This window comes from Snodgrassella sp. M0110 (genome assembly GCF_016101465.1).
Taxonomy (GTDB): Bacteria; Pseudomonadota; Gammaproteobacteria; order Burkholderiales; family Neisseriaceae; genus Snodgrassella; species Snodgrassella alvi.
In genome coordinates, this window is the sequence record NZ_JACFQM010000008.1 from 73,993 (window position 1) to 91,270 (window position 17,278).

Here is a 17,278-nt window from a genome sequence, read left to right on the forward strand (position 1 = left end):
TTATGGAATATGACTGCATATATGAAATCATATAATAGAATACAGAAGAAACAATCTGGTTTTGCACTGTTTTTAGTGCTGATTATGATGATTGTCATTGCTTTTTTGGTTGTTGCGACAATACAAAGCACATCTATGGATACCCGTACTAGTGCCAATGACAGTGATCATCAGTTTGCTCTTCAAAATGCTCAAACAGGCATTATTGCAGCTGAAGAATTTATTGGCACCTGGCCGGCTCAAAATCAAAAGAAACATTTTACTTGTGAATGTAAAGACGGTCTGTGTGCTGCTAATAATATAAAGCCAGCAATAGCTAATAGTAAGCTGGCTACTGTAGAAAATTGTGGTGATTTGCAGGAAGTCTGGAAACGACAAAATGTGTTTGATGATTCGGCTAAAGATCCTTCTATTGTTTACCCTACTCAATCCGAATCTGCATCAAGTGTTAAGAGTGAAGTAAAATACAGATATGTTATAGAATATTTAGGCCCTGATAAAGCTGCTGGGGCTGGGATATATTTATTTAGGATCACAGCAAAAGGGTGGGGACGCAATGCATCAACTACAAGTATGGTTGAAGAAAATGTGCAGGCAGCCCTGTATGACAATTAATTTTCCAAATAATTATTAAAGATATTCTAAATGAATAAAAAATTATTAATTCAAGGTTTTTCGTTGTTAGAAATGATGGTAGTAGTAGTTATTATAGGAATATTATCAGCTATTGCGATACCTATTTATACTAATCATATTGAAAAAGCAAATATAACAGATGCCAGTACAGCATTAATTAATATCAATCAAAAGATTGCAGAAAGAAAATTAGAGTTGTTGAATGGTAATCTAGTAGAAGGTGATATAACTACTATCATTAGTAAACATGCAAATGATAATAGTAATGTCAGTGAAAAATATACTATTAGTGCAAAATGTGATGATGAAGATGATAGTTGTCTGAATTATCGGATATTTGCGGAGCCCCAAAGCGGTAAGGGACTGAAAAAATCAGTCTGGTTAGGAAGCAGTGCCGGATTATATATTTGTGATCTGACTAGTATTGAAAACATTAAAAATGCATCAGAAAATGAAAAGTGTGCTAAACAATAAAACTCTATATTGATCAGGTAATAAAAAATTTGCCAATACAGTTCTACTCAAAAGTAATTGTATTGGCGATCTGAAAAATATATATAATGTTTAGCGCAAACAATTATTAATCCAGCTTTGACGTTGCTGATAATTTAGAACCTGTAAAAATTCATACTGTACTTTTAATTCATCTATATCTTGCTGGATCCGCGGCATATAATAATTTAAAACATAACGTTTAGCTTCAGTTTCATCAAATTTCGGCTTAATCAAAATCTGAGTTAATTGTTCTCTTTTACGTTTACTATTCGCAGTATGCTGTAAATTAGTATCTTGGTTTCTTTTATACTGCATTCTAATCAGCCTGAGCCGAGCTTTTTGCATTTGAGTTAATTCAAGCTTACGTAAATCACAATTAATTTGGCCAGCAGCAAAAGTGGAGAAAGTAAATGTCAATATGACAAAACCGGCACAATAGCGGGCTATTTTTTGCCAGCTTGAAAACATCATTTTGTTCTCCCTTTGATTTTCATCAGTTATTATGAGTATACTTCAATAGCGGTCAAGCACATATAATGGTAGTAAACTTGCGTAAATAATATAATTCATTATAGATAATTTTTAATATGAATAAATTAACAAAACCGGATTTTTATATTGCCCCTAGTATCTTATCTGCAGATCTTGCCTGTCTTGGCAATGAAATTGCTTCTGTAATTAATAGCGGGGCGGACTGGATTCATTTTGATGTTATGGATAATCATTATGTGCCAAATCTTACGTTCGGTCCTATGGTTTGTCAGGCAATAAAACCATATGCTTCTGTTCCCATCGATGTACATTTAATGGTAGAACCAGTTGATGAGATGATTAATGCTTTTGCAAAAGCCGGTGCGGATATTATTACTTTTCATCCCGAAGCAAGTAAGCATGTAGATAGAAGCTTAAATCTAATAAAGACAGCCGGATGTCAGGCAGGGGTTGTATTAAATCCGGCTACACCAATAAGTGTATTGGAAGAAGTATTAGATAAAGTAGATGTCATATTACTGATGTCGGTTAATCCTGGTTTTGGGGGGCAGAGCTTTATTCCTTCCACGCTGAAAAAAATTCGTAAGGTTAGGGCAGTAATTGATGAATATACTCGTGAAAGTAAAAGATTTATCCGGTTAGAAGTGGATGGTGGAATAAAAATTGATAATATTGCTCAGATAGCAGCAGCAGGAGCAGACACATTTGTTGCAGGTTCTGCAATTTTTGGTCATAACGACTATTCTAAGCAAATTTCTGCTATGCGTGCACAATTAGCTGAAATAAAATAAATTATTTATTTGACATTTAATTAATATATTAATATTTTGATATATTCTGTCATAAAAATATAGTTTATATTGTTAATTTTTAAAAAGGTAGCCTGATAAATTTCAGACTACCTTTTATTATTAATCCTGGTATGTCAAATTGAGTATTCCATTAATGAGCTTCATCCCAGTTATGCCCATATCCGACATCAGCAATTAATGGAACTTTTAATTTAGCCGCATTTGCCATTAATTGAGGCAAATGTGTTTGTACAGATGACAACTCATATTCAGGTACCTGTAATACAAGCTCATCATGTACCTGCATAATCAGTTTAGATTGCATTTTTTCCTGATTAAGCCATTTATATACAGCAATCATGGCTCGTTTAATTAAATCAGATGCCGTCCCTTGCATCGGTGCATTTATCGCAGCTCTGAATGCTCCGGCGCGTTCGTTAGCATTTGTGCTTTTTAAACCAGGCAGATACAGACGACGTCCGAATAAGGTTTCTACATACCCATGCTGTAATGCTTGTTCTTTAGTTTTTTCCATATATTCGTGTACACCCGGATATCTGTTAAAGTAACGTGATATAAAGTGTTGTGCAGCCTGCAATTCAATTCCTAACGATTTGGCCAGACCATATTCACTCATACCATAGATTAAACCAAAATTAATGGTTTTAGCATAACGACGTTGTTCTGCGGTTATTTGTTCTTGATTTGTCGCAAAAATTTCTGCTGCGGTACGCTTATGAATGTCCTCATCATGCTGAAAGGCATCAATTAAGGTAGAATCATTAGAAAGATGAGCCATAATCCTTAGCTCAATCTGAGAATAATCCGCAGAAACAATAAACTGATCGGGTGGAGCGATAAAACTTTTACGAATACGCCGTCCTTCTTCAGTACGTACCGGAATATTCTGTAAATTTGGATTATTACTGGCCAGACGACCTGTAATAGCGACAGCCTGAGCATAGGTAGTATGTACACGACCGGTATTCGGATTAATTAGTTGCGGTAATTTATCTGTATAAGTGGATTTTAATTTAGCCAGACTACGTGTTTGTAAAATAAGCTTGGGTAGGGGATAATCTGCTGCAAGCTTTTCCAGCACAGTTTCATTGGTAGAAATACCTCCGGATGAAGTTTTTTTCAGGCCGGAAGTAGGGATTCCCATTTTTTCAAACAGAATAGACTGAAGCTGTTTGGGTGAGTTTAAATTAAAAGGCTGTCCTGCCAGTTGATATGCCTGTTCTTCGAGTCGAACCAATTCAGTACCAAGCTCATGGCTTTGCTGAGCCAGTTCCTGACGATCTATTAGTACTCCGGTGCGCTCCATGTTATAAAGTACGTTCTCTACAGGGATTTCGAGATTACGATATAACTCAAGTTGCGCTGTATCCATCTGTTTTTTTAGTAAAAATTCAAGGCGAAAACAAACATCTGCATCTTCTGCTGCGTAATTAACGGCATCTTCAAGCGCGACATCAGCAAAACTGATTTGTTTTGCGCCTTTGCCACATAGATCTTCATAATGAATAGTTTGCCAGTTCAGATGTCGAAGTGCCAATTCATCAAGACCATGGCCTAAATGGCTTTCAATTATATAAGAAGCCAGCATTGAGTCGCCGGTAATTCCCTGTAAGTTAATCTTATAGTTAGCCAGAACATGTTGATCATATTTAATATTTTGACCAATTTTTTCGGGTATATCTGCTTCCAGATAAGGTTTCAGGGTAGCAAGCACGGTTTCAATAGCTAATTGTTCACTGATTACTGCCGGGCTGTGTCCGACAGGTATATAAAATGCTGTTCCTGGTTCTAAAGCAATACTGATACCGACAAGATGCGCATTCATCGCATCCAGGCTATCTGTTTCTGTATCCAGAGCAATAACTTTAGCGTTGTCTAATTGTTGTTGTAATTTATTTAATTGTTCAATTGTGGTAATAGCTGAATAGTTCTTGGGTATATTTCTGATTTGTTCAGTTTCTGCTGTATTTTCTATAATTTTAGTATCAGTACTATCATCGGTTTCAATATCACTAAATAGATCATTAGCAGGCTGAGAAGTTTCATTCATATTCTCATGACAATGATTTTGTGCTTCTTTTAACCAGCTTTTGAAACCAAGTTGCTTGAATTGTGAAATTAATTCTGCCCAATTCGGAGTTTTTCGCTGTAAATCTTCAATTCCGTGCGGTAGCTCATGATGTAAATCTACATCAGTTTTAATAGTAATTAATTGATAGGATAGGGGCAATTTTGATAATGCAATTCTGAGATTTTCACCAACTTTACCTTTAATTTCATTAGCATGTTCAATTATATTTTGTAATGAATCATATTCCTGCAACCATTTAACCGCTGTTTTAGGACCGCATTTTTCTACACCGGGTACATTATCAACTTTATCACCAATCAGACTAAGATAGTCTATTATCTGGTGCGGTTTTACGCCAAATTTATTAAATACACCTTCAATATCAAGCTTTTCATTGTTCATGGTATTGACAAGCGTAATTTGATTGTTAACCAGCTGAGCCATGTCTTTATCACCAGTAGAAATAATAACCTTATAGCCGGCTTGTTCTGCTGAATAAGCTAATGTACCAATTACATCATCAGCTTCAACACCTTTGACAGATAAAACCGGCCAGCCCATTAATTTCACTAATTCTGGTAACGCTTCAGCTTGTGGTCTAAGATCTTCTGGCATAGGCGGGCGATTAGCTTTATATTCAGGATAAAGCTGATGGCGAAAATTTTCACCTTTAGCATCAAATATACAACATGCATAATCATGCGGTGTATCTAAACGCAAACGCCGCAGCATATTTAGTACACCATATAATGCACCTGTAGGCATACCTGTTGGGCTGGTTAATGGCGCAAGAGCATGAAATGCCCGATATAAATATGATGAACCATCTACCAGTAATAGTTTTTTTTGCATAATTATTCCAGAAATATCTGTTCTTACTTACACATTCATTATTAGAAGCAAGAAAGAGATGTTAGATATAAAGCCTCAATAAATTTGTATTTTACGATAAAAAATATCATCAGTAATTTAAAACTATGATTGAATTGGCCAAGTATTATTGAAAATAGCTTTGAATAGATTTAATTTCGCAAACTATGTAATTTAGTTAAGTGTTGCTTACTATAAATACAAAATATTAAATATTATTCTTAAAAAAGTGTTGCGCTGTAGTTTTTATGTGTTTAGTTGCTTTTATTTTTTGTTGGTTAGCCTGGAATCAGAAAGTGTTGAACAAATTGCAAATAAAATTGTTTTTGGTGCTAACATATTAATTCTTGAGAAACGAGATTTTAGATGCATGTTGAATTAGTTTTTCAATGCCAGAATCATGTTTACAGATAATTGTTTTTTTGTAATTATTTGCTTCTATTCTTAATTTATAGTAAAATAGAGAAATAATATATAAGCAATTTTTAAATACTTTATATAAATTTATAATAAAATGATAATGCGAGAAATAATTGGATATTATGTCTGGGCTATTTCAGATAATAATTTTATAATGAATTAGGTTTTAATTAAATTATGATTAAAAAAGAAATTTTTCCTCTGATGATAAGCTAATTTGTATTGGCTCAGATTAGGGATAGTCCCTCGTGACCAAGTGCCTTCTGACAGATAGTTTTGTGCCAATAGCAGACGTTTAAGGTTCCCAAGTAGTTTTTAGTTTTGGTTATGGCGGATGATTTAGCATTGATAGAAATAACCAAAAATAGCTTAATATCTACGATTGCTCCTATTTTTAATCTATGTTATAATAAAATGAAAATATATAAGCAATTTTTAAAATATTTTATATAAATTTATAATATAATGATAATGCGAGAAATAATTGGATATTATATCTGGGCTATTAGCAGATAATAATTTTATAATGGATTAGATTTTAATTGAATTGTGATTAAAAAAGAAAATTTTCCTCTGATGATAAGCTAATTTGTTTTAGCTCAGATTTGAGATGGTTCTTGTGACTAGGTGTCTTCTGACAGATAGCTATGTGCCAATGCAGACGTTTAAGGTTTCCAAATAATTTTCAGTTTTAGTTATGGCTGATGATTTAGCATTGATAGAAATAGCCAAAAATAGCTTAATATCTACTTCAGCAACATTTATGCACGCAGCCTCACTAAAAAATAATGGCAGTAATAACAAATCTATCCTCCCTTTATCCAAAAACTCTTGTTTTAACAAAAATTAATCATTTACTAAGTTCGATTTAATAGCTGGTTGGTATTTAAACAGCTTTAGTAAATACATGTTATCTCCGAAATTATCATTCTAATTAAAGCATCAGTTGATCTTTCAGATCAGGTAGTTGCACTCATTTCATACAACCGCTTGCTTAGCTTAACCATTAAATAAAACAAGCGATTAGCAAGTAATTTATAACATTAAAAAGGGAATATTTATGTTAAAAACCGATATTAATTTATTAACAAAATTCTGTCGAAAGCTTTTGTTTTCGTCACTTATTTTATCATCCCCCCTGGCATTAGCAGAAGATTTTACCATTGAGCGTTTAAGCTTATTTGTTTCAGATGGGGCAAACGTTTATGAAAACAGACCTCTTAATACTGCTATCAATACACTACCTTCGAATATCAGTGTAGATTTTCAAACAAAAACAGATGCCAATGGCGATACTGTTTGGCAATGGAACTTAAAGAACAAGTCTAAAGTTAACTATAACAACTTGCGTATAACAGGGTTAATTGATGTCGATCTTGATGCCCCTGGTAATACTTTTTTTAATGAGTATGGCTCATTATTGTCACTCAGCGCTCCAAGTGGTTATATTGCTCCCGATAAATGGGAAATCAGTGAGCCTGGCTATTTAAAAGGTGATCTTATCACACGAGCCAGTCATGGTTCTTTAAAAAATATTTCAGTTTATAACGATGTCAGTACAACAGATGACCCTGCCATGGCACTATCAATTGATATTGGCAATTTAAGAGCTGGCCAGGAAATTATTGCGGTTGCCACATTGGCAGGAAACTCAACTATCGGTTTGACCCAGCGAGACAGCATAACATCACCTAAAACATTTTTTAACTTCTATGCAAAAAAAGGATATTTTGATAGAGCTTATCCTGATATGGTGCAAGGCGGTTTACTAACAACAGGTTCAGCCATTAAAGAAGGTAATGTCTGGGTATGGGGATTCAGAGGCTCATCCCAACAAGGCAATGGAACGAAGGTTGTATCTAGCAATAAAGATCCGGCCAAAGTAAATAGCCTAACGAACATTATTGGTCTAACAGGAGGTGCTTATCACCTAATTGCTTTAGATAATGAAGGAAATGTCTATGGCTGGGGACAAAGCGGTTATGGAGAGACGGGTTGTAAACCAACAAAATCAATTTATGTTTCTACCCCTTGTAAGGTATTGAAAAATGCAGTGCAAATTGGAGCTGGTGAGTATTTTTCAGTTGCATTAGATGCTGATGGAAAAGTTTGGACATGGGGACATAACTTATATGGGCAGCTTGGTAATAATGGAAAGAAAAATAGTCAGATACCTATTGCTGTTGACTTAAAGGGTGAAAAAGCACGTTTAATTGGTGGGGCTTATGAAGGCGCTTTTGCAGTGACTGAAGAGGGCCATGTCTGGGCATGGGGTGACAATGAAGCCAGCGGGTTAGGTTTTCAAGGTTCTAATTACGGGGTTCAAAAAATAATTCGCACTCCCACGCGTGTGCCTAATTTAGATCAATATGCTGATCGTATGACCTATATCGCCGGTGGCAATGGCTGGGGTGAAGCCTTACTGGATGATGGTACGGTGATTGGTTGGGGGTTACATGCTGCACTCGGACAAGGAACGACTAAAACCAATATTAGCTCACCAGAACCTGTTGTTGTCATGAAAAATGTCGCTCAACTCTATGCGCGTTATGTGGGTTCTATCGCATTAACCGAGGATGGAAAAATCTATACATGGGGTCAAACGGGTGGCAGTGCTTTCCCAATGATTTACGGAGCATCTCCCACCTTACGCACACCACATGCTAATGATCCTGTTGTTTCTGTGGGTGGGGGTAAAGAACATGTGTTCTATCAAACCGAAAGTGGCGCCATATATGGCGTTGGCTATAACGATCTCCATAAAATCGATCAAACCAAATGCTGTGCGTCTAGTATTGATTGGCCGGGTAAAGGCGTAACAATTGGAAATACACGATGAGAGCGTATTCAATCCTATTAATAATTATAAGCGATACACCTCATTTACTGATTAACAAATTAATAAGGAATTTATTATGAAACGAACCAATGAACCTGATAAATATAGGAAAAAAATCAAGCGAAATTTATTAGCTAGCTCAATTGCTTTAGCATTAGTTTCAAGTAATAGCTGGGCTATTTTTCAGAACGGCGATTTTGAGAATGGAGATTTTAGCCATTGGGAGAAAGAGCACGGACTAAACTATAGACTTAAGGGAAATCCTCCATTCACAGCTGACAGCGTTCAAATATCAAATGGTGGAAGTTTTATTTTGAATGTTGTAAGCAACAGCTTTGATCCTAGAGCACCTCATCTAGTTTTACCGAGACAAGGTAACTTTACGGCAAAGCTTAATGATGAGATAGGTGGTAGACATATAAATCAGATATCTCAGAAAGATGTTATCACTGAAGATGACCGTGACCCATCTGATGGAAAACTACACATACGTTTCACTTATGCGGCGGTATTAAACGATCCAAATCATGCCTCCTATCAACAACCTTACTTTCATGTACAGTTGAAAGATTTAACGACAGCAGAAATATTATATGATGATATAGCTTATTCTAACCAACCTGGAAGATTATTTTACACCACTAACTTTAATGGAACTTGGAGATCAACGCCCTTTATTGATGTAGATATGATCGTTCCTGATTCATTAATTGGTCATGAGTTGGAAGTTCGGGCACTAGCTGCTGACTGCTCACAAAATGCACATGGAGGTTACGTTTATGTTGATGCCTTTGGTGCCAATAAAATCAAGCCTCAACAGGGTTGTTTAAATAATGTAAAAGCGCGTGCTAAACCAGGGCAAGTGCAAGTGACTTGGGCAGATAATGGTGCGGATGCCTACCGTATTTATCGCTCTGAAAAATTAGAAGGACCTTATATTAGTTTAGGCGAAACAACCTCAAACTACTCCACATGGCTTGATAAAACGGTCGAAGAGGGGAAGGAGTATTTTTACAATGTACGCCCACTTGACTCAGAAGGTTTAGAATCCTGTGCATCTGGTTCAGTTGTCTCAGTTGTTCCATCACCTATCGAGGCTGGAGAAGTAGCCAATAGACCACCTTATTTTGTCAGTGAGCCTAAAATAGGTGGTGATATTAAAACAGATTATCATTATCAGGCAGAAGCCTTAGATGCTGATGGTGATGATTTAACCTATAGTCTTTTAGCCGGCCCTGTTGGTATGATAATCGATAGTCAAACAGGTCTAATCACATGGAAGCCCGATACAATTGGTTTTTATGAGGTCAATATTCAAGTTATCGATGGTAATGGTGGTAAAGCAACACAGTCTTATAATATTGAAGTTATTGATGATAATTTACCCCCTCAAATTACCAATCAAATCCCCACCCGTATTCCTTCTGGTAAGTACTTTAGCCATCAAGTAGAAGCTGTTGATCCTGAAGGTCAGAAAATATCTTACAGTCTTGCTAGCCAGGCATCAGGCATGACTATGAATACAAATGGTTTGATCAGTTGGATTAACCCTCAGCCAGGTCGCTATCCTATAACTGTAGTTGTGACAGATCCTTATGGGGCTAGAGACCAACAATCTGTTGTCTTAGCTGTTAGTGGTAAACCCTCCTTTACAAGTACTCCAATTATCAATGGTACAGTTAATCAGCCCTATACTTATTTTGCACAAGCAAAAGACAGTGGTGGAGATACTATTACTTATAATCTTAGTCAAGCACCACAGGGAATGACTATCAACACTCAAACGGGTGAAATTAATTGGCAACCCTCTCAAGAGTCGGTGGAAAACATTACTGTCGAAGCGATGAATGAAGATGGCAGTGTTGCCACTCAAAGCTACGCATTAACCATCACCGCACAGGCTAATAGAGCACCTGTTATCACAAGTCAACCGAGTACCTATATTGCAGAAAATGCTGCTTATAGCTATCAAGCCAGTGCGAATGATCCAGACGGTGATAAAGTGGTTTGGTCATTAGTTAAGGGGCCTGTAGGTTTAGAGCTGAACCGTGAAACAGGTAAGCTATCTTGGGCACAGGCCATTGCTGGCAGTTACCCTATTGTGATAGAAGTCAGTGATCAACGAGGTGGTGTCGCAACACAAGAATATACACTGCGTGTTGGCCTAGAAGCTAACCAATCCCCTCAAATTTTAAGTGTGCCCAATACGAAAAGTAGCTTAGGTGCACCTTATCAGTATCAATTAATTGCTGTCGATCCTGATGAGGATCCGCTAACTTACAAAATAACTAAAGCTCCAAATGGTGCAACGGTTAGTAATACAGGGCTATTTACATGGAATACCCCAGTACTGGGACAGCATGACATTGAATTAACAGTCACAGACGGTTTGGCGACAGTAACACAGAACTATACACTCGTTATTACGCAAGAATCAGTTACTAATCAACCACCGTTATTAACCAGTACGCCTGAAACAAGCACAGTAGTCAATGAACTGTATCATTACCAACTTGTAGCAATCGATCCTGATGGAGACGTATTACGCTATCAAATCAAAGAAGCACCTGCAGGAGCAACCATTGATGCTAATGGCCTATTTTCTTGGAAAGCAAGAGCAGTGGGTAGCTATACCATTAAACTGGCTATAAGCGATGGTCATTATGAAATAGAGCAAAACTACACGCTCGTGGTTCGTGATTCAGAACTAGAAAATCAACCGCCACAAATTATCAGTTCTCCAAAAACAGCTGGCTCAATCAATAACGAGTATGAGTATCAGTTAATTGCTGTTGATCCCGATAATGATCCACTGAGCTATTTCTTAGAGGAAGGCCCGGAGGGGATGATGTTGGACTCCCATGGTGTTGTAAAGTGGGAAAAACCAACTTTGGGCAATCACAGCATTAAACTCAGTGTTAGTGACGTACAACATAAGGTTGAACAAAGTTATACCCTCACTATTGGTGATCAAACCATTACTAATCAACCACCACAAATTACTAGTATACCTAAAATACAAGGGGTAGTTAATGACACTTATCACTACCAAGTACAAGCTAATGATCCTGACGGAGATCCGTTAACCTATAAATTAGAAGAAGCACCTGCTGGTGTAATTATCGATAATAATGGACTTCTTACTTGGTCAAATCCTATATTGGGTACTCATACCATTAAAATTGCAGTAAATGATGGTAACTACACCGTCACCCAAACCTATGATTTAGCCATTAACTCATTACCTTCTGATAACAGACCGCCACGTATTACTTCAACTCCTGTTATGGATGGCCAGGAAAATATACCATACAACTATCAAGTCACTGCCGTTGACCCGGATAATGACCCTATTGTGTACTCATTGGTTAATGCCCCTGCAGGCATGACAATAGATGTGAAAACAGGCACCTTAACATGGGATAAACCTACACGTGGAAGTTTTGATGTTGTTATTAAAGCCAGTGACGGGCAAGCGTGGGCTCAACAAGGCTATAAAGTCACCATCAAACCTTCAGCTACTACAGGCGGCGTTTTCACCGGTCAATTACTTGCTACACCCCAACTGGTTGAGGCAAACGAGCCTGTTACTGTGGATATTGTGCTAAATGGAGGTACAAAACCTTATGAGGTTGCAGCATTGACGCTTGATGGCAGCCCTGTAACCGTTAGTGGTAACAGCGCAACTGTCACAAGCAATCAATTAGGTTTACATACACTAGACCTGATTGCCAGAGATGCTAAAGGCAGAGAAGTTAAGCAACAAACAAGTTTTATTGTCAAAAACAAGGCTGATATCACTGCACCTACTGCGGAAATAACTGCTCCGGCTAAATCAGATAAGATTAATGTGGCAGAAATCAGCACCACAACCGATATTATTGGTACAGCATCCGATGATAACTTAGTAGAATATCAAGTTTATTTATCACCTGCCGATGAAGGCAAATGGGTTTCTGTAGCTAAAGGCAACCAATCGGTCATCAATGGTAAATTAGGTACACTCAAACCACAAACGATGCCCAACGGACTTTATGATTTACTGCTAATCGTAAAAGATGAAGGCGGCAACCAAAGCAGTGCCAAAATAGGCGTGGTTATCAGTGGAGAGCAAAAAGTAGGACAATTCTCGTTAAGCTTTACCGATCTCGATATTGATATGGGTAACCTACCTTTACGCCTGACCCGTACCTACGATACTCGTAGCCAGAATGAAAGCCTGGACTTTGGCTATGGTTGGAGCGTGAATTACCAGGATGTTAAAATTCAAACCAACGGTATACCAGGACGTGATTGGGATTTTGCGGAAATAGGTTCCGGTTTCAATAAAAAATTCTGCCCTAAGCCAGTTGGTACCCGAATGGTTACTGTCCGCTTACCAGACGGTAAAATAGAAAAGTTTGAGCCTAAAACAATACCCGAATGTAATAGCTGGATGTCACAGTCGGCAGGTAGTTTCTTCCAGTTGGACTTTGCGCCTAAAGCAGGCACTTATTCAACTTTAGAAGCAACCGATGTTGGTATGCTACGCGTTCATGGTGGTGCTCTTTTTGATTACGACAGCTTAGACAAGGTCAACCCACAGCAATTTAAATTAACCACCAAAGATGGAATGGTGTATTACCTGGATAAATCGTTCGGTATTCGTCAAATTAAAGATCGTTACGGCAATACCTTAAGCTATACCCATAATGGTATTCAGCACTCTAACGGTGCAGGATTAATTTTTACCCGTGACAACAATGATCGCATTGTAAAAGTGGATGCTCCCGATGGCCGCGTGCTTAACTACACCTACGATGGTGATGGTAACTTAGAAGGTGCCTTTGATCCTAAACAACTAAAAACACGCTTTATTTATCAACAAAGTGCAGATTTAGTTCATCAGCTCAGTGAAATTTATGGTACCGATGGTAAACGTCTGTTTAAAGCCGAATTTGATGATAATGGACAGCTCATTAATCAAAAGGATGGTTTAGGTTATAGCGTTAATCTGGAACATGACAATGATAATAAAGTGGATAAAGTCACTGACCGTAATGGCAATACCACTACTTACGTTTACGACGATCAAGGCAATATTACCGAAGTAACAGACAGCAAAGGCAATGTGACTCAGTATACCTATGATCAATTTGGCAATGAAACCAGTGTCACCGATGCCCTAGGACATAAAACAGCTTACGAGTATGACCGCTACGGCAATGTTACCAAAGAAACCAATGCTTTAGGCTTCTCTACCGAAACCACCTATAATGCGGATGGTAATCCTACCCTGGTGACTGATGAGTTAGGCAGAGTCATCAAAAGTACCTATGATCAAACAGGTGATTTAACTCAAATCACAGATGCCATGGGTAATACAACTCATGCGAGCTACACAAATAAAGGTGATTTAGCCGTACTTACTGATCAAATGGGTAATACAACACGTTTTGGTTACCAAGACAGCAACGGCAAACGGCTAAAAGTATCAGAGACCGATGCCGCAGGTAATGTAACCCGTTTTGAGTACGATAAAAACGGTAATGAAACAGCGCGTAAATACAATCTAGTGATTGACGGCAAAGCCACAGAAATGGTTACCCGTAAAACCTACGATGATAATGGTAATGTATTAACTCACACCAATGAAAATGGCTTAGTCACCACCTATCAATACGACGACTTGAACCAACTGATCAAAGTTACCGATCCTTTAGGGCAAGCAACCCAATACACCTATAACGAACGAGGAGAACAAACTCAAACCCTTTACCCTGATGGTAAAATAGACAGCACCACCTTTGACAAAAATGGTAATGAGGTCAAAACGTGTGTAACGGGTATTTGTACCGAAACAACCTATGATGAGGCTGATCGCCCCATACAAGTCAAAGATGCATTAGGCAATATTACGCAAACCCAGTATGATGCTGTTGGTAATGCCATAGCAACTGTTGATGCCTTAGGCAATACGACCCAGTATCAATATGATGCGCTAGGCCGCCAGATCAAACTCATTGATGCATTGGGCAATACCACGGAATCAAGTTATGATGCAGTGGGTAATCTAACCAAGCAAACGAATGCATTAGGTAATAGTAGTACAACCTTGTATAACGACAATAACCAACCGATCAAAAAGGTCAATGCACTTGGTCATAGTGTGGGTTATGAATATGACAAAGCAGGTCGAAATACAGTCATTATTGATGCATTACAAAACAAAACGTCCTTTAGTTATGATGTGTTAGGACAACTCTTTCAGGTCAGTGATGCTTTAAACAATAAAACTGTTTATGGCTATGATACACAAGGTCGTCAAACCTTACAAAGTGATGCGAATCGTCATACCACACGCTTTACCTATAACAAAGTAGGGCAACGTATTCAACGCACGCTCCCCGAAGGGCAAAAAGAAAGCTGGGAATACAATGCCATAGGTAATGTTACCAAGCACACAGACTTTAATGGTAAGGCTACGGGTTATACTTACAATACCAGTCAGCAGTTAGCCGCATTAAATTATCCTGATAAACGCGCTATTAGTTATAGTTATGATGCCCTGGGTAATGTGGCTAAAGTCAGCGATAGTTTAACTGGTGATCTTGACTATACCTATGATCAACTGGGGCGTATTACCCAGGTTTCATCACCTCTTGGTCAATTGTCTTATGAATGGGATGGCAATGGTAATAAAGTATCTCAGCAAGTAAATACGCAAGGTAGCTTTAGTTATGGATATGATGCGTTAAACCGCTTAACCAGCATCACAGCAATAGACGGTAGCGTCACCAGCTTTGAATACGATAAAGTCGGTAATCGTACCCAAATCAACCGCAGTAATGGTACGCAAAGTGTGATGACCTATAACAAGGCCAATCAGCTCACCAGCATCACCCATCAAAAAGGCAGTAAAGTACTCGCTAAGTTTGAGTATACACTTGATGAAAATGGTCGTCGCACTCAAGTAGATGAAACCATTGATGGTGTACAACGAAGTGTTAGTTATCAATATGATGTTACGGGTAAATTATTAGCAGAAACCATCCTGCAAGCAGGTCAGCGTAATAGTATGGCTTATACCTATGATGCAATGGGTAACCGCTTAACAAAAGTCGCGAATGGTATAACTACCCACTATAGTTATAACAGTAACGATCAGTTAATCAGTGAAACAACGGCAGATGTCACTACTTCTTACGCATGGGATAATAATGGCAATCTGATTAAGAAAACCAGCCCAGAGGGAGAAATATCTTATTCATGGAGCAGCAGTAATAAGCTAATTGCCATTGATGATCAGGTTAACCGGCGACAAGTGTCTTATCAATACGATGGACAAGATAATCGTATCGGTAAAGTAACTAAACAAAATGGGCAAACCATTGAAACACAATACTTAGTCGATAGCGAACGTCCTTACAGTGAAGTGGTGTTAGAACGTACACGTGTAGATCAGGGTGCCTGGAGTGAAACCCTTTATGTGCATACGCCTGAGGGCTTAGGTGATTTACTTACCCAAGACCAAACAGGGCAAGTGAACCATCTTTACCAGGATGCACAGGGTTCTACTCGTCTGGTAACCGATCAACAAGGTTCTACCCAATCAATTATTGATTATGATGCCTTTGGTAATGCGCTATTAAGCAGTAAACCTGACAGTACAATCAAGCACCGTTATGTGGGTGAGTACCTTGATCAGGACAGTGGCTTTTATCACTTAAGAGCCAGAGATTATGATCCGAAGATTGGGCGGTTTGTAAGCAGGGATAGTTTTGAGGGTGTTAGGAATAATCCGATTACATTGAATCCTTATCTTTATGCTCATGCTGAGTCTGTCAATATTATTGACCCTAGCGGGTATATGGGACTGATAGACCTAAATGTTTCAATGATGAACTCCCTTCAAACACTTGGCACTAGAATGGCCTACTTTATGAATTTATATGATAAAGTACAAGCTGTATCTGGATTTATTGAGCTTATTTCAGGTGCAAATAGTATTATGGGTGTTATTCAAGGACTATCTGCTTCAGACTTTGACATAAATGGACACCCTAGTAATGCATCTTTTGACTATAAAGAGGCCATTCAAAATTTTACATACAATTTACCAGGAGCTATTGGTAGTGGATTAGCAGATTGGGCTTCCGGCTATAGTACAACAAAAAGGAAAGGAGGAAAACTAAAAGGCTTTTTAATTTATATGCCTATGTTTAAAAATCAACCAGGAAATACTCAGAAAACTATTCCAACAGGGGCCAAAATCAGGTTTGGTAATGAAAAAGTACCTATTAAATTAGTTTTTGGTGCAAAAAAAGAGGCGAGTGGCCAGTTATTTGGTTTGGGCATGGACATGAAAATAACACGCCAATTAATTAGAATGGATCATCATACTCCCGCGCCAAATCATGGTGGAATAAAGAAAAAGAAAGAATCTGAGTTAAATTATTGGATAGATGGTAATTTCCATTATCATGTTTTAAAATGGAATCAATAAAAGACAATTCTATTAAGGATAAAATATGGAATCTCCTCCTATATGGGAAACAGTGTATTATAATATTGCAACATATTGGATGCTAATATCATTTATGACATTAGAACCAGAGCAACAACTGCAATATTTTGAATATCCACCTTTAAATCAAAATGACA

8 protein-coding genes are annotated in these 17,278 nt (G+C 37.7%); 5 read left to right on the forward strand and 3 right to left on the reverse strand.

The features are described from left to right. Positions 1-21 precede the first annotated feature (21 nt). Together H3T84_RS09955 and H3T84_RS09960 are read left to right on the forward strand one after the other, a co-directional pair. A complete protein-coding gene (locus tag H3T84_RS09955; RefSeq protein ID WP_198219007.1) occupies positions 22-615 on the forward strand; it encodes a PilX N-terminal domain-containing pilus assembly protein in 594 nt (197 codons plus the stop codon). A 30-nt stretch (positions 616-645) separates the two neighbouring features. Continuing rightward, complete coding sequence (locus H3T84_RS09960) at positions 646-1,110, forward strand: type IV pilin protein (RefSeq protein WP_037475142.1); 465 nt, start codon at positions 646-648, stop codon at positions 1,108-1,110. Positions 1,111-1,200: 90 nt separating this feature from the next. Here H3T84_RS09960 and H3T84_RS09965 read toward each other — a convergent pair whose 3' ends face one another. After that, the gene (locus H3T84_RS09965) at positions 1,201-1,602 is read right to left on the reverse strand and encodes a Spy/CpxP family protein refolding chaperone (RefSeq protein WP_198219008.1); all 402 of its coding nucleotides are present in this window, start codon (positions 1,600-1,602) and stop codon (positions 1,201-1,203) included. 116 nt (positions 1,603-1,718) lie between these two features. Here H3T84_RS09965 and rpe point away from each other — a divergent pair, with 116 nt between their 5' ends. After that, positions 1,719-2,414 (forward strand): ribulose-phosphate 3-epimerase, encoded by a 696-nt coding sequence (gene rpe / locus H3T84_RS09970; protein ID WP_037475144.1) that lies wholly within the window; start codon positions 1,719-1,721, stop codon positions 2,412-2,414. 151 nt (positions 2,415-2,565) lie between these two features. Here rpe and polA read toward each other — a convergent pair whose 3' ends face one another. Then, positions 2,566-5,358 carry a DNA polymerase I gene (gene polA, locus H3T84_RS09975; RefSeq protein ID WP_037475146.1) on the reverse strand — a complete coding sequence of 931 codons (2,793 nt, stop codon included), beginning with the start codon at positions 5,356-5,358 and terminating at the stop codon, positions 2,566-2,568. A gap of 1,083 nt (positions 5,359-6,441) precedes the next feature. After that, complete coding sequence (locus H3T84_RS09980; protein WP_198219009.1) at positions 6,442-6,639, reverse strand: hypothetical protein; 198 nt, start codon at positions 6,637-6,639, stop codon at positions 6,442-6,444. Positions 6,640-6,856: 217 nt separating this feature from the next. Between H3T84_RS09980 and H3T84_RS09985 the strand changes: the two genes are divergently transcribed. Both H3T84_RS09985 and H3T84_RS09990 read left to right on the forward strand, forming a co-directional pair. Further along, entirely contained in the window at positions 6,857-8,635 is a 1,779-nt protein-coding gene (locus H3T84_RS09985; protein ID WP_198219010.1) for a hypothetical protein, read from the forward strand. Between the two features lie 76 nt (positions 8,636-8,711). Continuing rightward, positions 8,712-17,120: a putative Ig domain-containing protein gene (locus H3T84_RS09990; protein ID WP_198219011.1), complete on the forward strand. Its 8,409-nt coding sequence runs from the start codon at positions 8,712-8,714 to the stop codon at positions 17,118-17,120. The last annotated feature ends 158 nt before the right edge of the window (positions 17,121-17,278 follow it).